This is a genomic window from Paraflavisolibacter caeni (assembly GCF_025628885.1).
Classification (GTDB): Bacteria; Bacteroidota; Bacteroidia; order Chitinophagales; family Chitinophagaceae; genus Flavisolibacter; species Flavisolibacter caeni.
In genome coordinates, this window is record NZ_JAOTIF010000002.1 from 291417 (window position 1) to 316450 (window position 25034).

At 41.8% G+C, this 25034-nt stretch carries 23 protein-coding genes; 13 read left to right on the top strand and 10 right to left on the bottom strand.

Annotated features, from left to right (window positions below; genetic code table 11):
- Positions 1 to 42: 42 nt before the first annotated feature.
- Positions 43 to 1032 (top strand): type IX secretion system ring subunit PorN/GldN, encoded by a 990-nt coding sequence (porN, locus tag OCK74_RS05330; protein ID WP_279295973.1) that lies wholly within the window; start codon positions 43 to 45, stop codon positions 1030 to 1032.
- A gap of 317 nt (positions 1033 to 1349) precedes the next feature.
- On the opposite strand, the gene uvrC is transcribed toward porN, so the two are convergent.
- The 5 genes from uvrC to gpmI form a co-directional block, all read right to left on the bottom strand.
- Entirely contained in the window at positions 1350 to 3215 is a 1866-nt protein-coding gene (gene uvrC / locus OCK74_RS05335) for an excinuclease ABC subunit UvrC (protein WP_279295974.1), read from the bottom strand.
- Positions 3188 to 3769 (bottom strand): hypothetical protein, encoded by a 582-nt coding sequence (locus OCK74_RS05340; protein ID WP_279295975.1) that lies wholly within the window; start codon positions 3767 to 3769, stop codon positions 3188 to 3190. The genes uvrC and OCK74_RS05340 overlap by 28 nt, the downstream gene beginning before the upstream one ends.
- Before the next feature lie 122 nt (positions 3770 to 3891).
- Positions 3892 to 5241 carry a hypothetical protein gene (locus tag OCK74_RS05345; protein ID WP_279295976.1) on the bottom strand — a complete coding sequence of 450 codons (1350 nt, stop codon included), beginning with the start codon at positions 5239 to 5241 and terminating at the stop codon, positions 3892 to 3894.
- A 25-nt stretch (positions 5242 to 5266) separates the two neighbouring features.
- Positions 5267 to 5842: an RNA polymerase sigma factor gene (locus tag OCK74_RS05350; RefSeq protein ID WP_279295977.1), complete on the bottom strand. Its 576-nt coding sequence runs from the start codon at positions 5840 to 5842 to the stop codon at positions 5267 to 5269.
- 252 nt (positions 5843 to 6094) lie between these two features.
- Positions 6095 to 7624, bottom strand: coding sequence for a 2,3-bisphosphoglycerate-independent phosphoglycerate mutase (gene gpmI / locus OCK74_RS05355; protein WP_279295978.1), 1530 nt, complete (start codon positions 7622 to 7624; stop codon positions 6095 to 6097).
- A gap of 147 nt (positions 7625 to 7771) precedes the next feature.
- Here gpmI and OCK74_RS05360 point away from each other — a divergent pair, with 147 nt between their 5' ends.
- From OCK74_RS05360 to OCK74_RS05370, 3 genes are all read left to right on the top strand, one after another.
- Complete coding sequence (locus OCK74_RS05360) at positions 7772 to 8152, top strand: DUF4783 domain-containing protein (RefSeq protein WP_279295979.1); 381 nt, start codon at positions 7772 to 7774, stop codon at positions 8150 to 8152.
- Positions 8153 to 8849: 697 nt separating this feature from the next.
- A complete protein-coding gene (gene nadC, locus OCK74_RS05365) occupies positions 8850 to 9710 on the top strand; it encodes a carboxylating nicotinate-nucleotide diphosphorylase (protein ID WP_279295980.1) in 861 nt (286 codons plus the stop codon).
- A 62-nt stretch (positions 9711 to 9772) separates the two neighbouring features.
- Positions 9773 to 10117: a translation initiation factor gene (locus OCK74_RS05370; protein ID WP_279295981.1), complete on the top strand. Its 345-nt coding sequence runs from the start codon at positions 9773 to 9775 to the stop codon at positions 10115 to 10117.
- Positions 10118 to 10450: 333 nt separating this feature from the next.
- On the opposite strand, the gene OCK74_RS05375 is transcribed toward OCK74_RS05370, so the two are convergent.
- Complete coding sequence (locus OCK74_RS05375; RefSeq protein ID WP_279295982.1) at positions 10451 to 11902, bottom strand: isocitrate/isopropylmalate family dehydrogenase; 1452 nt, start codon at positions 11900 to 11902, stop codon at positions 10451 to 10453.
- A gap of 99 nt (positions 11903 to 12001) precedes the next feature.
- On the opposite strand from OCK74_RS05375, the gene apaG reads away from it, so the two are divergent.
- Together apaG and pfkA are read left to right on the top strand one after the other, a co-directional pair.
- The gene (gene apaG, locus OCK74_RS05380; RefSeq protein ID WP_279295983.1) at positions 12002 to 12388 is read left to right on the top strand and encodes a Co2+/Mg2+ efflux protein ApaG; all 387 of its coding nucleotides are present in this window, start codon (positions 12002 to 12004) and stop codon (positions 12386 to 12388) included.
- Between the two features lie 490 nt (positions 12389 to 12878).
- On the top strand, positions 12879 to 13970 hold the full coding sequence (gene pfkA, locus OCK74_RS05385; protein WP_279295984.1) for a 6-phosphofructokinase: 1092 nt from the start codon (positions 12879 to 12881) through the stop codon (positions 13968 to 13970).
- Between the two features lie 145 nt (positions 13971 to 14115).
- Here the strand turns inward: pfkA and gldB are convergent, their stop codons facing one another.
- A complete protein-coding gene (gene gldB / locus OCK74_RS05390) occupies positions 14116 to 15120 on the bottom strand; it encodes a gliding motility lipoprotein GldB (RefSeq protein ID WP_279295985.1) in 1005 nt (334 codons plus the stop codon).
- 81 nt (positions 15121 to 15201) lie between these two features.
- Here gldB and OCK74_RS05395 point away from each other — a divergent pair, with 81 nt between their 5' ends.
- The 6 genes from OCK74_RS05395 (at position 15202) to rsgA (ending at position 22175) form a co-directional block, all read left to right on the top strand.
- Positions 15202 to 17091, top strand: coding sequence for an NAD+ synthase (locus OCK74_RS05395; protein ID WP_279295986.1), 1890 nt, complete (start codon positions 15202 to 15204; stop codon positions 17089 to 17091).
- Between the two features lie 255 nt (positions 17092 to 17346).
- Positions 17347 to 18354, top strand: a complete 1008-nt coding sequence (locus OCK74_RS05400) for an AAA family ATPase (protein ID WP_279295987.1) — start codon at positions 17347 to 17349, stop codon at positions 18352 to 18354.
- A 61-nt stretch (positions 18355 to 18415) separates the two neighbouring features.
- Positions 18416 to 19306 (top strand): DUF58 domain-containing protein, encoded by an 891-nt coding sequence (locus tag OCK74_RS05405; protein ID WP_279295988.1) that lies wholly within the window; start codon positions 18416 to 18418, stop codon positions 19304 to 19306.
- A 7-nt stretch (positions 19307 to 19313) separates the two neighbouring features.
- Positions 19314 to 20201, top strand: a complete 888-nt coding sequence (locus tag OCK74_RS05410) for a BatD family protein (RefSeq protein ID WP_279295989.1) — start codon at positions 19314 to 19316, stop codon at positions 20199 to 20201.
- Positions 20202 to 20205: 4 nt separating this feature from the next.
- Positions 20206 to 21207, top strand: coding sequence for a vWA domain-containing protein (locus OCK74_RS05415; RefSeq protein WP_279295990.1), 1002 nt, complete (start codon positions 20206 to 20208; stop codon positions 21205 to 21207).
- A 41-nt stretch (positions 21208 to 21248) separates the two neighbouring features.
- Positions 21249 to 22175 (top strand): ribosome small subunit-dependent GTPase A, encoded by a 927-nt coding sequence (rsgA, locus tag OCK74_RS05420; protein ID WP_279295991.1) that lies wholly within the window; start codon positions 21249 to 21251, stop codon positions 22173 to 22175.
- A gap of 95 nt (positions 22176 to 22270) precedes the next feature.
- On the opposite strand, the gene OCK74_RS05425 is transcribed toward rsgA, so the two are convergent.
- From OCK74_RS05425 to OCK74_RS05435, 3 genes are all read right to left on the bottom strand, one after another.
- Positions 22271 to 22612, bottom strand: coding sequence for a hypothetical protein (locus OCK74_RS05425; RefSeq protein WP_279295992.1), 342 nt, complete (start codon positions 22610 to 22612; stop codon positions 22271 to 22273).
- A 59-nt stretch (positions 22613 to 22671) separates the two neighbouring features.
- Complete coding sequence (locus tag OCK74_RS05430; RefSeq protein ID WP_279295993.1) at positions 22672 to 22839, bottom strand: hypothetical protein; 168 nt, start codon at positions 22837 to 22839, stop codon at positions 22672 to 22674.
- A 74-nt stretch (positions 22840 to 22913) separates the two neighbouring features.
- On the bottom strand, positions 22914 to 23444 hold the full coding sequence (locus OCK74_RS05435) for a gamma carbonic anhydrase family protein (protein ID WP_279295994.1): 531 nt from the start codon (positions 23442 to 23444) through the stop codon (positions 22914 to 22916).
- 215 nt (positions 23445 to 23659) lie between these two features.
- Here OCK74_RS05435 and OCK74_RS05440 point away from each other — a divergent pair, with 215 nt between their 5' ends.
- Positions 23660 to 24841, top strand: a complete 1182-nt coding sequence (locus tag OCK74_RS05440) for an aspartate aminotransferase family protein (protein ID WP_279295995.1) — start codon at positions 23660 to 23662, stop codon at positions 24839 to 24841.
- Positions 24842 to 25034 lie beyond the last annotated feature (193 nt).

Here is a 25034-nt window from a genome sequence, read left to right on the forward strand (position 1 = left end):
ATGAGAAGTCGTGTTATAAAATGTAGCTTGTTGGTTTTAAGTATGAGTTTGCTTTTTGCAAATGCTGATGCACAACGTACAAGCCGTAAAAGGGCTGCAGCGGCAAATACTCAGCAGCAACCTGGCCAGCAGGTTCAACAACAAAACAACAATACAGGACAGCCTTCCGGATACAATCCTTATGGTAACATTCCTATCAGGGTTGATTCATCTTCTATGGGTTATAATGATTCTGTCATTAAGAAATCCATGCGTCCTGATGCGGCTTTCGATAAAAGCTTCATTAACGAAAGAACGCCTTTACCTTATGAGCACCTGCGTTGGGATGACGCCTTGTTTGCTGAAAAGGTATGGAGAGAAGTCGATCTTAGGGAAAAGATGAATATGCCGTTCCGTTACCAGGCTGAAGATGATAATGGTGACCAACGCTTCATTTCTATCCTGTTAAGAGCTGTTAGAAGTGGTGAAGTCACTACCTTCTCTGATGATCGCTTCACAACTCCTTTGGATTCAGCAGGCGTTAGTGGTATCACTGCAGGCGGACCAGCGGATACTGTTGCTGTAAGAGATGTTAATGATCCTAATAAGATTGTTGAATACCGGGTAACTCAATCCAGTTTTGATCCTAATTCTGTAATGAAATTCAGAATCAAGGAAGAATGGGTATTTGACCGTGAAGCGAGCCGTATGTTCGTTCGTATCCTGGGTATTGCGCCTTTGAAAACTTCTTATCTGCCTAATGGACAGGAGAGGGGAAGTTCGGTTATGTTTTGGGTTTACTACCCTGACTTGAGACCCATTCTGGCTAAGTATGAGGTATACAATCCGAAGAATATGGGTATGGGTCGTATGACATGGGAAGAATTATTTGAAAGCCGCATGTTCAGCAGCTATATCATTAAATCAACTCTGGATAATCCATTTAACAGGACTGTTCGCCAGGCAATTAAAGATCCTATCCTTGCATTGCTGGAAGGTGATAATATCAAGGAACGTATCTTCAATTATGAGCAAGACCTTTGGTCTTACTAATGTTGGTTACATAAAAAACTTAAATCCCGCTTCGGCGGGATTTTTTTATTTCATATGAAGAAATATTTCTAAAAAGGTTAAACACATCTGTAAAAGTTCAACAAATTTCCCCTATTTTTACCTTGGTTTTTCATAGGATATTGGATTTTAAAAACGGGGCTGGATTTTAATCCTGGCCCCTTATTTTTTTTAGAGCTTTCATTTATTCTACCTGTTACACAATTACCTTACTTATAACCGTTTGCCTCACTTACCATATTCGTATGATCATCTAATTTCTTTTGGCTCTTTTATTCATGTTCTTTATGGTAAATGCTTTATTGCTCTTTATCATTAGAAAAGTAATCCTTCACAACCTTGGCTTTTGCTTGCCCGATGATACTTGCAATTTCTTCCAAAGGCTTTTCCCTGATGTTCTTGACAGACCGGAAGGCCTTTAACAGCTGATTAGCTGTACTTTTTCCTATGCCTTTGATATCTTCCAATTCATTCCTGAAAGTTCCTTTGCTTCGCTTGTTTTGGTGGAATGTCAACCCATAGCGGTGTACTTCGTCGCGGATGCGCCTGATCATTTTATGACTTTCTGCATCATATGGAAGCTTGAGCGATTCTTTGTCACCCACGAAAAAAATCTCTTCTTCATTTTTAGCAAGACCAATTAATGTCATGGTGCCAGATAAGCCCAGTTCTTCAATGGCTTCCTGTGCAGCTCCTAATTGCCCTTTACCGCCATCGATGATCACCAGTTGAGGGAAAGGTGATTTTTCTTCATACAGGCGCTTATAACGTCTGTAAACGGCCTCCTTCATGGATGCAAAGTCATTGATGCCCTGTACGGTTTTGATATTAAAACATCGGTAATCCTTTTTACTGGGTTCGCCGTTCTTAAAACAAACCATAGCAGAAACAGGGTAACTCCCCTGGAAGTTAGAGTTGTCAAAGCACTCTATGTGCACAGGGAGCTCAGATAATTGCAGGTCGTCTTGTATTTGCTGTAATACGAACGTCTTATCAGTTCCTTTAGCGGTAAGTCTTAATCGTTCTTTATTCTTGATCTCATTGATGAAGTAATTGACATTTGTTTCTGAAAGTTCAAGTAGTTTTTTCTTGTCACCACCCTTTGGAACAGTCACTGTTACGTCGGGCTCATTATACTCAATTTCAAAGGGAACAACAATCTCTTTGGCCTCACTATCATAAGTGCTTCGGATCTGTGCTATCGCATGCGCTAATATTTCTTCGTCCGTCTCGTCTAGTTGCGCTTCAATCTTTACTGTTTTTGTTTGGATAATGGCTCCATTTACAACCATTAAAAAGTTGAGGTAGGCAGTATCATCATCTTTCTGGAAAGCAAAAACATCCAGGTTTCTCAGAGTCGTACTTACTACAACAGAACGTGCCTGGTAGTTCTCCAGATAATTGATCTTCTTTAGTACCTGTTCGGCTTTTTCAAACTCCAATCCCTCGGCATGATGTTTCATTTCTTGTTTAAAATGCTGAATAACAGGTCCGAGATTTCCTTTGAGGAAGTTTTTAACCTGGCTGATATTTTCATTGTAGTCATCCAGTGACTGGTGCGCTTCACAAGGGCCTTTACAATTGCCCAGATGGTATTCAAGGCAAACCTTGAACTTACCTTTTTCAATATTCTTTTCAGTCAGGTTCAGGGGGCAAGTACGAAGTGGGATGGTCTGTTTGATGAAATTCAGAAGGTCCCTTACCTTACCCACTGAGGTATATGGCCCAAAATACTGAGATCCATCTTCAATTTTTTGACGAGTCAAGAAAACACGGGGGAAGGGCTCATTTTTGATGACAATATATGGATAGGTCTTGTCGTCTTTTAAATTGATATTAAAAAGGGGCTGGAACTGCTTTATTAAAGAGTTTTCCAGAAGGAAAGCATCCTGTTCTGAATGCACTATGGTAAATTCAATCCTATGTATTCTCTTTACCAGCTCATGTGTTTTATAGCTGGAGAGGTTTTTCAGAAAATAAGAGCTAACTCTTTTGCGAATATTTTTTGCTTTACCAACATACAACAAATTATTACCGGTATCGAAATATTTATAAATGCCCGGCAGGTTTGGTAATGTAGGTGCAATAATTTGAAATTCAGATTGGGTCATGATTAGCAATAAGATGAATGGAGCAATTATTCTGCCGGAGCGAATTGGCGCCATGAAACCTGTAGTGTTTTCAGACGCTCTGGTTGTTCTGGTTTTGAGATGCTGGTAATTATCTGGAAACTCTTATCCATTTGCCAGAACATTTTTTTATGAACGACGCTGTCTCCTTTATCATCCACCCAGTCTATGTAAATGGTTTCTACCTTACTGCTATCGCCGCTAGGCGATATGGTAATGTCCTGGCGTTGTATTCCACCATCTACTTTTTTAGGAGAGTAGCTTAACACTACCCGGTTTATGGCATCATCATATAATTTAGTTTCTGTGTATTCATCCTTTAAATCATCTGATGATAAATCCGGTATTGAAAAAAAGTCTCTGGCATAGGTCTTAAATTCTTCTCTCTTGATATAGGCTGTATCAGAGTGGCCATTTTCATTTTGTACCTTAATGATCTGGTAGAAAGAAGTATCTATATGGGCAACCTGGCTTTTTAAAAAGGAAAGAACAGGGAAAAATTCGTTGGGCTCTTCTCCTTCTTTTTGTTTTGATTTACATGAATATAAAAGGGCACAGCATAGCAAAGAGGTAAAAATCAATTTATTCATGCGCTAAAATTAGCACAGACGAGAGAAATGATGAATAATTTGACTGATGAATGATTCAAATGGCGAAGAAGCATGAAAAAGCCCCGCAGCAAGCGGGGACTGTAAAGCAATTAGCCAGGATGTTAGTGGTTATTGAGTGTGACGCCAACTTTTAAACCGAAGTCAAAAAGATTTTCTTTAACCGGATACTTGCTGACAAAGCTGGAAAGTAGTTGGTAGCGCACCTGCGGCCCCACCTGCCAACTTGTTTTGCCAGATGAATAAGATACAAAAGTTTCCAGGTTAGTGTTTATATTCCAGCGGCGGATGAGCCAGGGCAGCTCTGCATAATTTTTATAGTCATTGGTGATTAAATATGCCCTGTCGCCAATGATGTAAGTAGGTTGCAGGCTTGAAGCAACCCCAACATGCATCTTGTTGGTACCTGTCAGCTTCACTTCAACTCCTAAAGGAACTGATGCCTGGAAGTAGTAGTTCTTTAGCCAGTTGGTTTTGCCACCGTTAAAGTTGCGGTAATTGGAAATGGTATTGATCAAATCAACCCGATAGCCATTATTGAGTGCGATCGTGGCAACTTCTGGTGTGTAATTAAATGCTTTGATGTCATAGCGGCTGACATTGAATTGAAAACCTGCCCTAAGTTTTGCGATTGGCGAAATTGTGTATTTAGACATAACGCCTAGTTCAAAGCCTATATTCGGCTTATGTGTAACTGCATTATTCACGTCATATAGCCCAAGGTAGTTGAAGGCTAAAGAAGGTGGCGTCGATGCCTGTACAAATGATTTATTCTCAGAAAGCTTGCGATAACTAATATTAGGGCTGAAAAAGATTTGCCACTGTAATTTTTCTTCTCTCGTGTTGATTTTTGCAATTGCTTCTTCTGCTTTTGCAGAATCTAATTGAACAGGAATATCCTTAATATTTTTACTATACTCATTCAATGGAAAATTATTGGTTAATCCTTTGCTGCTCTGCAAAGCAATCAATTCGTTCATGGCCCCGGTCATCCTGTTGAATGGTACCAGATCTTCCTGCATGAAGGTCAAAAGACTTTGCCTTTCTTCAATGGTTCTGTCGGAAAATATAGGTTGAACAGTTAATAAAGGAATTTCCTTGCTGCCTTTATTAGATTTGAATGATTGAATAGAAGTTTGTTGTTTGTATTTCTTCAGATAGGTTGGGGTTGTAGATGCAATTCTGTGGTGGGGTAATACAGAAGGAATCATTTTGGATGGGCTTGATACTTCGTGGTTTTCAGCAGTTGTGGTATTAAATTCATTCCATACAAAATAACCACCAGCAGAAATTGTCAGAATTAATGAGGCAACAAAAGCAATCAGTCTTCTGCGCCGTTTATTGACGTCTCTTGAAATGTTTTTCCAGACGGCAGAAGAAGGATACATCCGGACCTGGTCAGCATTTTGTTGTAAAAAACGCTCAAAATCATCATGTTTTATCTTTCTCTGCATAATCAGTCAACTATTTTAGGGTTCATTATTCGCCCCCTGATGCAAGCAAATAGATTTGTCTTGGTTTTTGCAGGATGTTCTTTTTGATCAGTATATCTTCCAACATTGCTTTTGCTCTTGTATATTGGCTTCTGCTGGTACTTTCTTCTATATCTAGCAAATCGCTGATCTCTTTGTGCGAAAATCCCTCAATAGCATATAAGTTTAATACAGTTCGGTAGCCGATGGGCAACAGTCTGATGCATTCAACTACCTGTTTAGCCTGAAGTATGGAAGGAATGGTATCCTCTCTTATTTGCAGGCTGTTTGCATGGATCAGGTCAACACTTTCCTTAAACTTTTTGTTTTTTTTCAGGTTATTAATGCAGGTATGTATGATAATCCTTCTAATCCATCCCTCGAATGCTCCCTGGCTTTTGAAAGTGTGAATTTGTGAAAACACTTTGATGAAGCCTTCTTGAAGCATATCTTCTGCATCCTCCCGATTATGAGCATACCGGTAGCAAACTGCCAGCATTTTACCACTGTATTTTTCGTACAATGATTTCTGGGCTTTAGCGCTGTTCTTCAAACAACCTTGTAAAATGGCTTCCTCGGTCATATGGTTTCCGAATGGTTGCCTGTAAGTTAAGACATTTTTTAAAGTAAAAAGCTGCGTAAGTAAGAAAAAAAGTGTATAGGAGGAGGTTAGTTTGGGACATCCAAAAGGGAAAAGAAAATTAAAAGGTGCTGTATCAAAAGTAAATTGAAGGCGTTATGCATTGCATCAATGGAAATTGATTCCATCACCAACCTGAATAATAAGAGGCTGTATCATACATTTGATACAGCCTCTGCTTAAAGTTGAAAACCATTAATCAAAATCAACCAACACATCACCAGTCATTTCTGCAGGGATAGGCAGATTCATCATGGTTAAAATAGTTGGAGCTATATCACCGAGTTTTCCTTGTTTTATTTTTCCTTCCCAATTGCCATCAATGATAAAGAAGGGTACCAGGTTCAGAGTGTGAGCTGTATTAGGTGTGCCGTCTGGATTTATCATATAATCTGCGTTACCATGGTCTGCAGTCAGGAAAACAGTGTAGTTGTTTTTCAAAGCAGCGTTGACTACTCTTTCCACGCATTTATCAACAGTTTCAACTGCTTTTATAGCTGCTTCAAATACACCGGTATGACCAACCATGTCGGCATTAGCATAGTTCAGGCAAATAAAGTCAGCAGAGCCGGCTTCAATTTCCGGAATAATAGCGTCTGTCAATTCAATAGCGCTCATTTCAGGTTTTAAGTCGTAGGTGGCCACTTTAGGTGAAGGAACCAGGATACGTTTTTCACCTTCGAAGGTCTTTTCACGGCCGCCACTGAAGAAGAAAGTAACGTGCGGGTACTTTTCTGTTTCTGCAATGCGGATCTGTTTTTTGCCATTCATTTCCAGAACTTCACCCAAGGTTTTATTCAGGTTATCGTTTTCAAAAATGACGTGTACATTTTCAAAAGTAGAATCGTATTCAGTCATCGTAGTATAATACAATGGCAACTTGCTCATTCCGTAATCCGGATAGTCTGTCTGAGACAGGACCTTAGTGATTTCGCGGCAACGGTCGGTGCGGAAATTGAAGCAAAGAACTGCATCATCGGCCTGAATAGTTGCAACTGGCTTGCCACCTTCTTCTATCACGGTCGGTTTAATAAACTCATCTGTTACACCTTGGGCATAAGCTTGTTGTACAGCTTCAACGCCAGAGGAAGCTTTTTCCCCGATGCCTTTTACCATGGCATTATAGGCCAGTTGGACACGCTCCCAGCGGTTATCGCGATCCATAGCATAATAGCGTCCATCTACAGTAGCTATTTTACCAGTGCTTTGAGCCATATGTGCTTGCAGTTCTTCCATGAAGGCCAGCCCGCTTTTCGGATCGCAGTCGCGGCCATCTGTAAAGGCATGTACAAACACTTCAGTCAAACCTTTTGCCTTGCAAACGTCCAGAAGAGCTTTGAGGTGATTGATGTGGGAGTGAACTCCTCCATTACTTACCAAGCCAATCAGGTGTAAAGCTTTTTTATTTTCCAGAGCGTAGTTGATGGTATCCTGCAGGGTTTTATTCTGAGCCAATTCGCCTTCACGGACCGCTACATTAATGCGTTGCAGTTCCTGGTAAACTATTCGGCCGGCGCCAAGGTTCAGGTGACCTACTTCTGAGTTACCCATTTGTCCTTCTGGGAGGCCAACGGCTTCGCCGCAGGTGGTCAAAGTGGTGTTTGGAAAGCGGGAATATAAGGATTGTACAAAGGGAACATTGGCATTTTGGATGGCATCAGAAGTTTTTACACTACCTAAACCCCAACCATCCATGATCACGAGGATGACTTTACGGTCTTGCATTTTATTAGAATTGAAGAAATTACAAATTTTGTTTAGAGGCTGCAAATCTATGAAAACGTAAAGGTTTTGTTTAAATTACGCCCAATTCGTACCAAACTCATCTGCATGGCACACTTTTCGATCCCTGCAGGCCGACAAACATAATGTATGCAAAAATTATTTGCCCTGACCACGATCAGCTTTTTATTTCTTTTAACCGCATTTACACCTATAAGGGGAATAGATGAAGTGGTAAATGCATTGCGGAAGGGGGATGCCACTGAAATTTCCAAGTACATTGATGATAATGTAGAAATTTCGTTGCCTGGCAAAAGTGATACCTACAGCAAGGCCCAGGCTGTGATGATCCTCAAGGATTTCTTTTCCAATAACGGAGTCACTGGTTTTGAATTGAAACATAAAGGGGAGAATAATGGCAACCAGTATTGTATTGGTACGCTGCTTACGCAATCTGGTAATTACCGCACGACCGTTTATATGAAAACGATCAATGGGAGGCAGTTGGTACGGGAGCTTCGGTTCCAGTAGCCGCGGAATGCCTAGATTAAGTAGGATAAAAAGAAATTGAAGGCCGCTCAACCGAGTGGCCTTTTTCGTGAAGGGATTTTCGAATCTGAATCTGAGGATGGTGGGAATGACGATTGGGGTATTGAGGTTTGGAGTTGGAAGTTTGGAGTTTGAAGTTGAGAGTTGGGGGGCAAAACTTGGAGGATGGGGGTTGGTTTTGTACCTTTAGACTCAGCTCCACCTTACTCCGTTCAAAGCATTGAAGGCGTTCTGCCTGTAGGTTGTTTTCCCCTTATTTAGGAGCATTTGCTCAATTCAGGTCGAAGCATAGTCGAAGGATGGTCGAAGGATGATCGAAGGATGGTCGAAGTAGCCTAGGCTTAGGTACGGCTGATGTATACCTAAAGTACGCCTATGATACGGCTTAGCTATGGAGTAGGTAGGGAGTAATTATGGTTCAGATATGGGTTAAGAAAAGGGAGGGGGGCAAATTCTGTTTCGTGCACTAAGTATACTTGAAGTGTGCTTCAGCTATACACCATCCCTACTTAAGGTATGCTCTGCCGAAGGAAGATATATTGTAAAGCATGGACTTTAAAGGAACTACGTATTATTTTTCTGTTGTTTGTAAAGAGGGCAGCAGTTCAAAATACACAGTCTTATAAAAAAGACGATCTATACTAAATAATCCTGCACGTCCATGGTTAATTTTGGTGTTATGAAGAATTTTGAAGAACAATTGCGCAAATTAGTTGATGCTGCTTTGCTGGAAGATGTTGGTGATGGCGATCATTCGACGCTCTGCTGCATTCCGGCAGATGCAAAGGGAAAAGCTGTATTGAAAATTAAACAGGAAGGTATACTGGCGGGTGTAGATGTTGCAGAAAAGATATTTCGTTTTAGAACGCCTGCCGTTGAGTTTATACGGCATAAAGCTGATGGCGAAATCATGGAAGCTGGTGAGACAGCTTTTGAGGTAGATGCATTTGTGCACACTATACTGCAGTGCGAGCGCCTGGTGTTGAACTGTATGCAGCGCATGAGTGGTATTGCCACACTGACCAGGGAATATACAGATAAACTGAAGGGTTATAAAACCCGATTGCTGGATACACGGAAGACTACACCAAATTTTCGATTACTTGAAAAAGAGGCGGTAAGGATCGGAGGAGGTGTCAATCACCGTTTTGGTCTTTATGATATGATCATGCTGAAGGATAATCATATTGATTACTGTGGGGGCATAGAAGAGGCCATCAACCGGGCACATGATTATGTGCAACGCTACCGCCCGGATCTGAAAATAGAAGTGGAAACCCGCTCTCTTGAAGATGTCAACAAAGTTGCTACCATGGCAAGAGGAAAGGTGTTTCGTATTATGCTTGATAACTTTACTCCGGAACAAATCAAAGAAACGATACACATCATTGGTGAAGATTTTGAAACGGAAGCCAGTGGTGGGATCAACTTACAAAATATTGAAGCGTATGCTGCAACTGGTGTTGATTATGTGAGTGTGGGCGGCTTGATTCACCAGGCGAAGAGTGTGGATTTGAGTTTGAAGGCAGTGGTGGTTTGATAGAGAAGGGCAATGGAAAATATTAAGTTTGTAATTTCAAATTAGAATTTGAAAACTGATGTATGAGCAAGAAAAACAAAAGCGATAAATTCGGATTTGTATATAGTACTGATCCAAACTTTCAATTTGAAGGTGAAGAGCAGGAGCGTCAGGATACTTTGCCTCCACAACAGCAAAAGCTGAAGGTAAAGCTGGAAACAAAGCACAGAGGAGGCAAGACTGTTACTTTGATAGATGGATTTGTTGGACAGGAAGAAGACCTGGAAGATTTGGGTAAGAAATTAAAGAACTTTTGCGGTACTGGTGGTTCGGCTAAAGATGGTGAGGTTATTATCCAAGGTGACCAGCGAGAGAAGGTGATGCAGTGGTTGTTGAAAAATGGGTATAAGAATGCGAAAAAGGTTTAGGCACCAGAAAGTATCGCAGATTTTATATAAAAAGGCTGACCAGTAACACTGCGTCAGCCTTTTTATATAATGCTATTTGCTAATCAATTTTAGGCGTGTTTTGTTTCATCTTTTCGAGCACTTTTTCATATTAATTAGCGGAGAAATTTCTTTTTTTCGTCAAATCGATGGTTTTAATTTCCATTTCTATTGCATTTATTCGCGAAAGGAATTAACAAAAAAAAAGAGCGTATGTACATGTAAGTTAGTTTGGGTTTTAAAGATAGGATATTACCAAAAAAACAGGAGCAGTTGGAAACTGCTCCTGTTTATGTAAAATTTAGAATATGAAATTTATTGACCTTGTGCTAAGCTGTAAGCTTTCTTGTCGTTCCACATATTCAGGAGTTCGAAGGAAGCTATTTTGAATTCAGCACAAAGGGTCACATAAAGACCAATGATATCCAACTGGGTTAAGGCCTGTTCGCTCAAGCCTTCAAAACGAACGTTGTAAAGGTTTACCAGGTTGGTATAACGGGAACCAGTAGGCCAAACTTGTGTACCACGGTTGCTGATGTTGATCAATCTGAACTTAGTACCGCCATGGTGTACACATCTTTGAGCAATCACTTCAGGTTGTTCACTACTTTCGATGAACATATCAACACCTGCAATTTTTTCCTGCTGCATTTCGGTGGAAACCATCATTGGATTTTTTTCCAGTTTAAATACTGTAGGAGTTATTTTTTTGTTGGGCAGGACTTCTTTAGCTCCCATTTGTGGCGTTTTTCCGAAGTTGCTGATGATAGCGTCTGCAAACTCAGTTGTATTCAAAGCAGGTTTGCTACGGTCTCCAAAATCGCCGGTGCGAACGCCCTGCTCGAGGGTGTAAAGCAGTGCATTTTCAATTATAGCGGCGTTTTCCATCAAGCCGAGGTGGCGCAGCATGGCAATACCACTTAACAGTAATGCAGTTGGGTTGGCAATGTTTCTGCCTGCTATGTCGGGAGCTGTGCCATGCACTGCCTCGAAAATGGAAATATGGTCGCCAATATTTGCAGAAGGTGCAAAGCCCAGTCCGCCAACGAGACCAGCGCAGAGGTCGGAGATAATATCACCTTGTAAGTTGGTCAGTACTACTACATCAAACTCGTCAGGGCTAACGACCAGTTTCATTGCCAGATCATCTACGATTTTGTCATCAGCTTTCAGTTCGGGATATTCTTTAGCTACTTCATAGAAGCAATCCAGGAACAATCCATCTGTAAGCTTCATAATGTTGGCCTTGTGCCCGCAAGTAATGCGCCGGGCGTTCTTTTTCCTGGCCATTTCAAATGCGTACCTGATCACCTGCATACTTCCGGGGCGGGTAATAAAGCGGCGACTAAGAGCAACGTCATGGGTAAGCATGTGTTCAATGCCACCATAAGTGTCTTCAATGTTTTCTCGTACGATCGTAAGGTCAATGGGTATGGCTGCCTTGGAAAAAACTGTATCTACTCCGTGAAGGCTTTGAAACACACGTTTATTTGCATATGTATTCCATGTTTTGCGTGCAGTAACGTTGACGCTTTTTACACCTTTACCTTTTGGAGTTTCCATCGGGCCCTTAAATAAAATACCCAATTCTTCAATAGTACGTTGCGCCTCGGGTGTCATCCCGTTTGAGAAGCCTTTGTCGAATACCCATTTCCCCATTTCCACAAATTCATACTTCAGGTCTATCTTATTGGCATCGAATACTTTAAGTACTGCATCCATGATTTCTGGACCTATTCCATCACCTTTTGCAACAGCTATTTTCATATTTGGTATATTTTTTTCGTAACAAAAATAGAGCGTTTGAAGTACGAAAGACTTGTATCGGAACTCAAACAGATTATTTTTACCACAAAAGATTGTGTTATGATAAGCAAGATATCGGAAGGTGTACAAGTTAGTGTGGAAACTTTTTACCAGCAAGATTATTCCAATCCCATGTTATCAGAGTACATGTTTGCATACCGGATAACAATTGAAAACCACAACCATTTTCCAGTGAAACTGCACAGCAGGCACTGGTATATTTTTGACAGCAATGGTGAATTCAGAGAAGTAGAAGGAGAGGGTGTAGTAGGCGTGCAACCTGTGATCAATAGTGGCGAAAACTATCAATATGTAAGTGGTTGCAACCTGAAAAGTGAGATGGGACGTATGTATGGAACCTATGCGATGGAAAACCTGGAGACCAAGGAGGTATTTGAGGTTAATATCCCGGCGTTTGAGATGATAACGCCGTTCAAATACAACTAGAAAAAGGAAGTTTAAGGTGGAAATGGCAGGTGCTTAGTGAGGTGATGGATGATGATTGAATGAGTGATGAATAATGCCATGGCTGGAATTATTTGCTTTTCGTTTAATAGATAAAGACTATAGTATTATAGATAATATCTATTCTATTGTAAGTGTTTGATATTCAGTGTGTATTGTTGATAATTGTTCCTGTTTTTTTCAGTTTTGAATTCCTTAACAAATTATTCGTTTAATCGATTAAACATTTATATATCTTTGTACTGTAATCGAGATTACAATAACGAAGATCAATACTAACCAGGGCCTGATGGCAAGAGTTAGTTCAATATATTTTAAGAGTTTTCATATGGCAAGCAATCGTTAGACGCCCTTTGTTTCTACAAGGGGCTTTTTTGTATTTGATAACCTGTGAGATGATAGATCAATAAACAATTATTAATTACTATTGCGAGTGGGGTATTGTAGAACGTCATAGAGAAACCTGATGAGGATGTACTATAAGAATGATACAGGTGGTATTATGAAATTGTTTTTAAAAGGTATTTTTAATGATTGTTTCAAACATGAAGATTCTAATTTATTATACAATCAATTATCCGCAATGAAAAAGAAGATAAAGCGCATAGCAGTTCTGACTTCCGGAGGGGATTCCCCGGGCATGAATGCCGCCATCCGGGCGGTGGTGCGCACCGGCATCTACTACGGCCTGGAGGTCTATGGCATCATGCGCGGCTACCAGGGGCTGTTGGAAGAAGACCTCTTCAAAATGGAGTCCCGCTCGGTGGCCAACATCATCCAAAGGGGGGGCACCATTCTGAAAAGTGCCCGCTGCAAGGAATTCTACACCCCCGAAGGCCGGAAAAAGGGCTATGAGGTCCTCAAGAAAAATGAAATCGACGGCCTGGTGGTCATCGGGGGGGACGGCTCCTTCAAGGGGGCCTTGAACCTGAGTAAAGAATACGACATCCCCTGCATTGGTCTGGCAGGCACCATCGACAAAGACATCGCCGGCACCGACTTCACCATTGGCTTTGACACAGCGGTCAACACCGCCATTGATGCCATTGACAAGATTCGGGATACTGCCGATGCCCATGACCGCCTGTTCATTATTGAAGTGATGGGCCGGGATGCGGGCTACATTGCCCTGCATTCGGGTATAGCCACGGGGGCGGAGAACATTTTGATCCCCGAGCGGAAGACCGATGCGGAGGCCATCATCACCTCCCTGCAGGAGAAGGAAAGAAGGAAGAAGCTGGTCAACATCATTGTGGTGGCCGAGGGGGATGAGTATGGGGGCATTGAGCTGTACCGCCTGATCAAGGAACGGCTGCCCAACCTGGACACAAGGTTGTGTACTTTGGGGCACATCCAGCGGGGGGGCTCCCCTACGGGACTGGATCGGCTGATTGCCTCTCGGATGGGCTATCATGCGGTGGAGTGTTTGTTGGAGGGCCGCTACAATGTGTTTGTGGGCATATTGAACAACCGGATGAACTATGTGCCCCTGGAGCAGGTGGCCAAACGCAAGGGCCGCATAGCCGAAGAATGGATGAAGGTGGTGGAAACCCTGTCTGCGTAAAGATTGATAGAGGTTCCTAAACGTCTGGATAAATCATAATTGATTATTCATTATTGATTATTGGCTCAATGCAGGATTAGCTGTAATTTTTGAGGCTTCATCATCAATAATGAATAATCAATTTTGTTTTACACGCATTCATTGCCTATTTGGGTCTGTACTTCGCTCCTTCTAAAATTGTTTTGGGTTCTGCCTGCAATATTTGCTGCAGAGACAGGTCTTTATTCTTACCAGCATATTGCTGTACAATGCGCCAGCCAACCCACTGACCAATATTGCCAGGCGATGCCTCGGACATACCTTGTGTAAAAGGTGCTTCTCCCAGGTAGGTTTGGATTGTCGCTGGTTCTATTGTGTACAGGTTTTCATTTTTTACAATATAGCCCCAGATATTTCCTTCATTTTCTTCTACCCAATCCAGTTGCCGTTTTGTATAACCTGTTTTCACGCTATCAGGTGCATCGGGTAAGAATTTGTCCAGCAAATACCAGCTTTTTCCTTTTTCGATCATTTGCTCAATGAACGGTTTACCAGCAGACTTGTCCGGATATATATCATCGGCGATTGCTTTCATGCAATTGGCTGTAATATATTCTTTATCAAACCGGCGGGAAATGTAAGCCGGATATAATTGCTGAACAGCAGGATCCTGGTAGACAGAAAATGTTTTGCCTCCATACTGTTGCAGTCCAATGCCGAGGTATTCAGGAGCCAGTACCGCACCGGGCGCATCTAGCGTGCCTATGAAAGTAATGACTTTTGGAAGGTGGTATTGTGGATAATAATACTTTACATACCTGAAGTTGTTTTCAAGGTCTTCCCCCAGCCAGTCAAGGTCTTTATATTTCTTTTGGAGGGAATCGTAAATGCCTTTGTAGCTTGAGATCACCTGGCGAATAATGGGAAAGTTGGCTGTATCCATTGGGTTGATCAGTAAAACGTTTTGGAAAAAAACAGGATAAAAGCGAGGAAAAGCATTGCGCAAGCCAGCCATGCCCTTTGCCAGATTGTTTGTATCAAGTGTGAAAAAGCTTTTCTCAAAACGTTCTATTTCGACATCCGTTTTAATGTTAGAAACATCAGGCTTATTTTTTCCAGAGTTGCACGACGAAAACAGTATAATAATTGCAATAATCAAACATCTTGTCATAGACCGGTAAACGATAGAATTAGTGATTTATTACTGAACTTTGAGCCGCAAACGTACGATTAACAAATTAACCAGCAGTCCATGAAGATTTACATAGCGCAGCAGAATTATCATATTGGGAATTTTGAAGATAATACCCGGAAGATAATAGAAGGCATACAGAATGCAAAAGAAGCAGGTGCAGACCTTGTGATGTTTTCTGAACTCTGCATATGCGGTTATCCGCCCCGTGATTTTTTGGAGTTCAATGATTTTATTCAGAAGAGCTACGAAAGTATTGATACTATCAAGGAACATGCAGATGAAATCGGAGTATTAGTGGGCAGTCCTGCACGCAATCCAAGGAGAGAAGGAAAAGACCTGTTCAATGCTGTTTTCTTTCTGCACGAGAAAAAAATAAAAGGGGAGGTGCACAAGACACTGCTTCCTACCTACGATGTGTTTGATGAGAACAGGTATTTTGAACCTGCTTTCGATTGGAGTGTGATTGAGCTGAAAGGCAAAAGGCTGGCAGTTACTATCTGTGAAGATATCTGGAATATGGGTGATAACCCTTTGTACAGGATCACACCGATGGAAGAACTGATTGGTCAAAAGCCGGATGTAATGCTTAATCTATCTGCATCGCCTTACAACTATGCACAAGATGTGGTACGTAAAAGTATTGTAGGTGCACATGTGCATAAATACCATTTGCCAATGCTTTACTGCAACACTGTTGGATCACAAACTGAAATTGTTTTTGATGGTGGCAGTCTTGTGTATAATAACAAAGGGGAGTTGGTAAAAGAATTAAAATACTTTGAAGAAGATTATGCGCTTATTGATTTGAATGAGCTCACTGTTGCTGATAATGGTGATGATGGCCGTAGTGGAGGTAATAGTAATGTCAGTTCTCCAAAGGAACCCATCTACAATACAGCTACCAGTTTTTCAGCCAATGAAAAGCAGCAATTAGCAACAGTAGCTTCCCTACCCAATGGAGAAGACCAGGGATTATCTCAAACCAGTGAAGCTCCAGATACAAGGCAAACTTCTGCAGGCACAGCAAGTGTGAGTGAGCAAGTATTCTATTCCGCTACTGAGGTAGGTAAAGGCATGGATACTTTGGAGTACCTGATGAATGAAAAGAATATAGGAGAAATTCATAAAGCGCTTCTCTTGGGTATTCGTGATTACTTCAAAAAAATGGGATTCTCCAAGGCTATATTAGGAGCAAGCGGAGGTATCGATAGTGCAGTGGTTCAAGCATTAGCAGTGGAAGCATTAGGAAAAGAGAATGTACGGGTGTTGCTCATGCCATCAGAGTTTTCTTCCGATCATTCTGTTACCGATGCGGAGGAGTTAAGCCGCAACCTTAATAATGCGTACGATATCGTACCGATCAAAGGAGTTTATGATGGGTTTCTGTCTACATTGAAACCTATTTTCAAAGATCTGCCTTTCAGTGTGGCTGAAGAAAATCTACAAAGCCGAACGAGAGGTAACCTGCTGATGTCTGTAGCCAATAAGTTTGGCTATATTTTACTGAACACATCCAATAAAAGTGAACTGGCAACGGGTTATGGAACACTGTATGGCGATATGGCCGGTGGCCTGAGTGTACTGGGCGATCTCTATAAAATGCAGGTGTTTGCCCTGGCCAGATATATTAATAGAAATGTAGAGATCATACCGGAAAATATTATCACCAAAGCACCTTCAGCAGAACTGAGGCCTAATCAGAAGGACAGTGACAGTCTGCCTGATTATCCAATTCTTGACAGGGTGTTGTATCAATATATTGAATTACGCCAAGGGCCAAGAGAGATCATTGCACAAGGGTATGATGCTGCTTTGGTCGCAAGGATATTAAAACTGGTAAATATGAATGAGTACAAGCGCAACCAGTTTTGCCCAATCATCAGGGTTAGCTGCAAAGCATTTGGCGTAGGCAGAAGGTTGCCTATTGTGGCAAAGTATCTTTCATGATGATAAATGATAATGGGAGCATTTAGAAAATTTTAAGAAATTGTACTAATTCTTTCATTATATATAGCAAATAGCGTTTGAATTTTCGGATACGGCAGAGTATTTGCTAAGGGAAGGGCGATTTAAACAGGATTTCACCAGATAACCTTGCGAACGAATGAATGCATAAAAAAATAGCGGCTCAAGGGCACGCTTTTTATGTATTCATTCGTTTTGCTAGTATCCTAGTAAACTTTTATATAATTAACCTAAAAAATGGTTCAGACAAAAACGGCAGAAGACATCAGGCATTTAAATGAAAGAATTGGTCATGCAAGCAGGTTTATAGATGCACTTCGCGACGAAGTAGGTAAGGTTATCATTGGGCAGTCATACATGCTTGACCGCCTGCTCATCGGGATGCTTAGTAATGGCCACGTTCTACTGGAGGGGGTTCCCGGCCTGGCTAAAACACTGACCATCCGCTCTCTTTCCCTGGCGATACATGCTAAATTCAGCCGGGTTCAATTTACCCCCGACTTATTGCCCGCCGATGTTATTGGTACAATGATCTACAACCAGCAGCGCAATGAGTTTGTTGTGCGAAAGGGGCCCATTTTTGCCAACTTTGTTCTTGCTGATGAGATCAACCGTGCGCCCGCTAAAGTTCAAAGTGCGTTACTTGAGGCGATGCAGGAGCGCCAGATCACAATTGGTGATACCACTTACAAGCTGGATGAGCCTTTCCTTGTATTGGCTACACAAAACCCGCTGGAACAGGAGGGGACATATCCCCTGCCAGAAGCACAGGTAGACCGCTTTTTGATGAAGGTTGTGGTAGGTTATCCTTCACGGGCTGAAGAACAATTGATCATTCGCCAGAATGTGCAGGGATTAACCTTGCCTCCTATTCATCCTGTGGTTTCTATACAGGAGGTGCTGGCTGCCCGTCAAATGGTAAGAGAAGTTTATATGGACGAAAAGGTGGAGCAATATATTCTCGATATTGTTTTTGCTACCCGCAACCCTGAACAATATAAACTTGAAAAGTTGAAGCCTTTAATCTCTTATGGTTCATCTCCAAGGGGTAGTATTAACCTGGCGTTAGCATCCAAGGCTGTAGCGTTTATGAATAGGAGGGGCTATGTGATTCCTGAGGATGTGCGCAGCATCTGTGCTGATGTATTGCGGCATCGCTTAGGGCTTACTTACGAAGCAGAAGCGGAGAATATTACGGCTGATAATGTTGTGGAGCAGGTGTTGCAGAAGGTGAATATGCCGTGATGGAGTTACAATTGGCAAAAGGTTATAAGCAGTAGCAGAAGGCTACCTTCCGTAAATAAATATGAAAACTAATCCAGGGGTGTTAACTACAACGGAAATATTAAAGAAGGTTCGGGAGTTGGAAATCAAGAGCAAGCATTTGGCGAGTGATTTGTTTTCCGGCGAATATCATAGTGCGTTTAAGGGAAAGGGTATGTCGTTTCGCGAGGTGAGGGAATATTATCCTGGTGATGATATAAGGTTTATAGACTGGAATGTTTCGGCCCGTTTCAATCATCCTTTCAGCAAGGTGTTTGAAGAAGAACGTGAGCTGACAGTAATGTTGCTTATTGATGTTAGTGCAAGTTCCTTGGTGGGCACAGTTGGTTCTACTAAGAAAGTGATCAACACTGAAATTGCTGCGGTGTTGGCCTTTGCTGCCGTGAACAATGGTGATAAAGTAGGTGCTATTTTATACAGCAATAAGATCGAAAAGTACATTCCACCTAAAAAGGGAAAGCAGCATGCCTTATATCTTATGAGGGTGTTGCTGGGTATGTCCTCAGAAAAGAAGTCTACGGCGTTGAAACCTGCTTTGCAGTATTTTACCAACACCAACCGTCAAAAGAGTATAGCCTTTATATTGAGTGACCTGGTAGATACTGACTACAGTGATGCATTACGTGTAGCCGGCAGCAGGCATGACGTGATTGGGCTAAAGATCTATGATCGTATGGACATGCATTTGCCTGACATTGGTATGTTGAGGGTAGAAGATTCAGAAACTGGTGCGCAACAATGGGTGGATACCGGGAACAAACTGGTGCGGTATCAGTACGAGCAGGAGTTTTTCAGGTTGACAGCAAATGCCAATGATGTTTTTAAAAAGGCAGGAAGCGATTTGTTGCATATTCGCACCGATGAAGATTATATCAAAGTGCTCAGAAGATTTTTTATCAGCAGAAACAGGTGAGCGTAAGATGAACAGATATTTACTTTTTATACTACTTCTATCCACTACCCATTCTTTTTCACAACGGATCGCTGTTGCTGCAACTGCGAGTGATCAAAATATTCTTATAGGAGAGCCGTTTCAACTTACCCTGGGGATTTCGGCGCCTGGAAATCAAAAGATAGATTGGTTTGATATTAAAGAATTACCGCATTTTGAGATCCTGAGCCGGTCTAAGATCGACTCCCAGGTTAATGGCAATAAAAAGATGCTGGTTCAGACTTTGACACTTACCAGCTGGGATTCCGGTCGCTGGCAGTTACCTAGTTTTTCAGTTCCCAGTTCTAATAAAACAAAGCCGATTGCTGTTGAAGTGTCATTTTCCAACTTTGATCCCAAGCAGCCTTACCATGACGTAAAGGATATTTTGGAAGTGAATCGCCCAGGACAGATGAAATGGTATTGGTATTTAGTGGGATTGTTGCTGCTGGCCGGTTTGTTCTTCCTCCTGTTTCCAGGTAAAAAGAAGAAGAAAGAGGAAGTTTTGAGTGATAGGGCGTATAAAAAAGCGCTTACCCAGTTAGAAGCATTGAGAAAAAAGAATATTGCCGAACAGGATGCCAAGTTGTTTTATTCGGAATTGATCCAGATTTTCCGGGAATATCTGCATCGCCGTATGAACATTCAGTCTTTTTCCAAGACTACAGAGGATCTCGGCAGGCAGCTCGGGCAATTGCAAATGCCCCAAATTGAGTACCAGCAATTACTGGAAGTATTGCAGCTCAGTGACTTTGTAAAGTTTGCACGCTACAAGCCTTCTGAACAGGAGCATGTTACCTCCTATGAAGTCATCAAGAAAAGCATCGTTTCCATTGAAAATATAAAGACAGAAGAGAAACATAAAGAAGTGGTTTAAAGTAATGATTAATTGGTTTCAACATATAGAGTTTGCTAATGTTTGGGTATTGCCTTTCCTGCTGATGCTGCCTGTGATAGCCTGGATGCACTATAGGATGCTGCGTTCGCTGAAGTCAGCTTTTACGGTAACTACAACGACTGCTTTCAAGCAAAAGACTTACAAGAGCTATTTAGTTCACTTGCCTTTTGGGTTACGGCTGCTTGCTGCAGGTTGCATTATTGTTGCCATTGCCCGTCCGCAAATCAAGAATGTGCAAAGACAGACCAAAGGTGAAGGGATCGACATTGTTTTGAGCATTGATGTTAGTGGTAGTATGCTTTCGAAAGACTTTTATCCCAACCGACTGGAAGTTGCCAAGGAAATGGCAGCAGAATTTGTGCGACAACGCCCGGTGGACCAGATAGGGTTAGTTATTTTTTCTGGTGAAAGCTACACCCTTTTTCCTGTATCAACGGATCATACCTCGCTTGTGGAGCAAATAAGAAATTTACGAAGTGGAATGCTGGAAGACGGAACACTCATTGGTGAAGGCCTGGCAACTTCTGTTGACCGGCTCAGGCCAAGCCGTGCCAGGAGCAAAGTAATTGTGTTGCTCACCGATGGAAAAGAGCAACCGCCTGAAAATCGCCTGATCGACCCTATAACCGCTTTAGAAATTGCAAAAACAGAAGGTGTCAAGGTTTATACCATTGGTATGGCAGCAGAAGAGGGCGCCACCGTGGTAGAAAAGGGAGTGGCTGGCAGGCCGACAGTGGCAGGTGGTCTGGACGAAGCCTTGCTGCGACGCATTGCTATGCAAACGGGTGGTGCTTATTTCCGTGCAATAGATAAGCAGAGCCTTCAGGATATCTACCAGCGTATAGATAAATTGGAAAAGTCGGATGTGGAAGTGACTTCAAAGACCAGGTTTGAGGAACAATTCATTTATTTCATAGCTGCCGCCCTGGCATTGTTAGTATTGGAAATGTTGTTGCGGTTTATTTTGCTTCGGCCATTTCCCTAAGAAAGGCTGAACTTTGGAGTCCAAAATTCAAACAAGTTTTCATGCAGGGCATTGTTTATAAATCAACGGGTAGTTGGTATTCGGTCAAGGATGAATTCGGAAAGCCGTGGAATGCCCGCATCAAAGGGGTTTTTAAGCTGGATGACATCACTTCAACCAATCCCATTTCTGTTGGAGATATTGTGGACTTCGAAATAGAAAATGAAGGAGAGAACTCCGGAATCATTACGAATATTCACGACCGCCGCAATTATATCAACCGGCAGTCGCCCCGTGGAAAGCACCAGCACCATATTGTGGCGGCTAATCTTGATCAATCTGTGTTGATTGCTACGATCAAAGAACCCCGTACTTCACAGGGATTTATAGACCGTTTCCTGGTTGCGAGTGAGATGTATCATGTGCCGGCCATCCTGGTATTTAATAAGTTTGACTTGTACAAAGCAAAGGAGCTAGAGAAGTTTGAAGAGTGGAAAGGAATTTACGAAGGTATTGGTTATAAAGTGGTAGCTATGAGTTTAAAAGACAAGACAGGGCTGGAGGGTGTTTTAGATCTATTAAAAGATAAAATTTCACTCGTGAGTGGGCATAGTGGTGTAGGTAAATCATCTTTCATTAATGCTGTTATTCCTGAGAAAGCAATACGCACGCAGGATGTTAGTGGATGGAGCGGCAAGGGAATGCATACTACCACATTTGCCGAAATGTATGACCTTCCGTTTGGCGGTAAGATCATCGATACGCCTGGTATGCGTGAATTTGGACTGGTTGATGTGGAGCGCCAAGAACTTTCGGGATATTTCCCTGAAATGCGCAGTCGACTGAATGATTGCCAGTTTAACAACTGCTTACATGTCAATGAGCCTGGATGTGCCATCAAGGAGGCCGTTATCAATGGCGAGATACATGAAGACCGGTATGTGAGCTATTATAATATTTTGGAGAGTATACAGGAGAAGAGTTGGTAATGGAACTGACAATAAAAAACCCTCAATCTGAAAATTGAGGGTTTTTTATTTATAAAGGTTAAATATAAGATATTGTAGCGGAGCCATTATTCCTATCAGGAGGTAGGCTGGGCAAAGCTGGAAGACTGTTTATTTTTTGTTAGTCTATCTTCCAGTTTTTTGGCAACTTCTTCAACAGCACTATTGTCTTTTCTGCCAGCTTCTGTTGTTTTGGCAGGAAAAACAGAAATGCCATCGTAGATATTGTAATGCAGATTTAGTTGATGCTTACCATAATCAAAGCTCCAGTTAATCTCATAAACATCATCCTGTTTATGTGTGATCGTGACGCGAGGATCTTCACTTAAAATACCTGCTATTTGGTAAAAGCATTTCAAGCTTCCACCGTCAATTACTGCTTCTGTAAAACCGAGTGATGTGTGTAAGGTAAGACTCATAGACTGCTACTTTTTATATAAGACAAAAACTACTTTACTTCCGTTGCATTAAACAAACGTTATGCCTTAAATTTTTTTGCTTTTTTGACACTGCTGCCATCAAGCATTTTTTCTGCACCCACATTTTTTCCATCGCTAGGGCAGCCATATTTAGGCTTGAAAACACTGCATGAAGACAAGAACAAGGCCAAAGCCAGTCCTAAGAATAAAAAACGGGTACTTTTCATGTTAATATGTTTATAATTATAACGTTCATATAGGGAATAAATTGCAATCAAATGAATTACGAATGATTCGTCATTCACCTGGCTTCATTCACTTCTTCAAACCATTGCGCATAACCGACGTAATTATTTGCAATACGGTTGATTTCGCTATGAACTTTCTCGTGTGATACTTCTTTGACCTTTTTAGCTGGTACACCGGCATAAATAGAGCCACCCTCGCAAACTGTTCCTTCCAATACTACAGCACCAGCAGCGATAATTGTATTGCTATGCACAACTGCATTGTCCATTATAATTGCACCCATTCCAATCAAAACATTGTCATGTACCATGCAACCATGCACAATGGCGTTGTGTCCGATAGAAACGTTATTACCTACTATTGTTTTTGTACGCCTGTATGTGCAGTGGATGACAGCGCCATCCTGAACATTCACCTTATTTCCTAAGCGTATGCTGTTAACATCTCCACGGAGAACGGCATTGAACCAAATACTGCATTCATTTCCCATAACCACATCACCGACTATAGTAGCGTTGGGAGCAATAAAGCAATTATCACCCCATTTTGGAGAAATATCTTCTACAGGTAATATTAGAGCCATAATAGTTCTTGATTTATGATATACAATTTACGATATATGATTTTAGTAAATAGGAATGGATGATAATTATCAGTTATTCCAGAGGTTTTTCATCGAAATGCATATATACAACTTTTTTTTCCTGTTTCATAGTGTTCATGGCAAATGGGGGCCGATAATTCGATTGTATGACATCCGAAAGTGTTTCCGATTTTTGCAATCTTTAATACAGGTTCATGAATTTAAGGCAATTGTTTTTACAGCATGTGGCTCAGACCTCGATGGCTCCCCTGGCTTTGGAAATTGTAAGAGCAGAAGGGTGTGAATTGTTCGATGCCTCCGGGAAACGGTATATTGATTTGATAGGAGGCATCAGTGTGGCAAATACTGGCCACCGGCATCCGAAGGTGGTGGAAGCTATCCGCAAACAATTGGATGCTTACATGCATGTGATGGTGTATGGAGAATTTGTTCAGAGTCCCCAGGTGCAGTATGCTCACTTGCTGACGCAGCACCTGCCGTCTTCCTTAAATTCTGTTTACTTCACCAATTCAGGAGCAGAGGCTATAGAAGGGGCCATGAAGTTGGCCAAAAGGGTTACCGGCCGTACGGAGATCATTGCCTTCAAGGATTCTTACCATGGTTCTACACAAGGCGCCTTAAGTATTATCGGCAGCGAGTATTGGCGCAACGCTTTCAGGCCTCTTTTACCGGGCATACAGCACCTGACTTATCACTCTTTTGAGGACCTGGCTTTTATTACGGAGCATACAGCATGCGTCATTGCTGAAACCGTACAGGCGGAAGGGGGGGTCAAACCGCCAACGAAAGAATGGATGCAGGCTTTAAGAAAGCGCTGTACTGAAACCGGCACCTTGCTGGTGCTGGATGAGATCCAGGCCGGTTTTGGCAGAACCGGTAAATTATGGGGTTTTGAACATTTTGAAGTGATCCCGGACATTATGACGCTAGGTAAAGCTTTAGGAGGCGGTATGCCTTTGGGAGCTTTTATTTCCCATGTTGGACTTATGAATCAGTTGGCGGATAATCCAGTGCTGGGACATATAACCACTTTTGGTGGCCACCCGGTTTGCTGCGCTGCCGGTATGGCGGCTTTCCAAGTGCTGCTGGAAGAAAACCTTGTTGCTGGTATTCCTGCAAAAGAAGCTTTACTGAAAAGGCGATTGGAACATCCTGACATAAAAGCTGTCCATAAATTTGGTTTATGGGCTGCAGTAGAATTTGATTCTTTTGAGCAATGCAAGAAAGTCATTGACCGCTGTATTGAAAAAGGTTTGATCTCCGATTGGTTCCTATTTGCCTCCAACTGTTTACGGATTTCACCGCCGTTGACCATTTCTGAAGAGCAATTGGACCGGGCTTGCAGCATTATCATCGAAAGTATTGATGAGATGTAAGCTTTCTTATATAGATTTGTCCTACAGTTTCTCAATTATGCGTCCGGATTATGCACATAAGGTTTTTTCTGATCAACGTAATCGCTATATCTGCCTGTTGGAAGCATTAGCGGCCGACTCTTCTTTTCTCTAGAAACTCACCCTGTTTACGTCCTTACGTAATCAATAGCATATTTTTCCCAGGCAGCTTTTA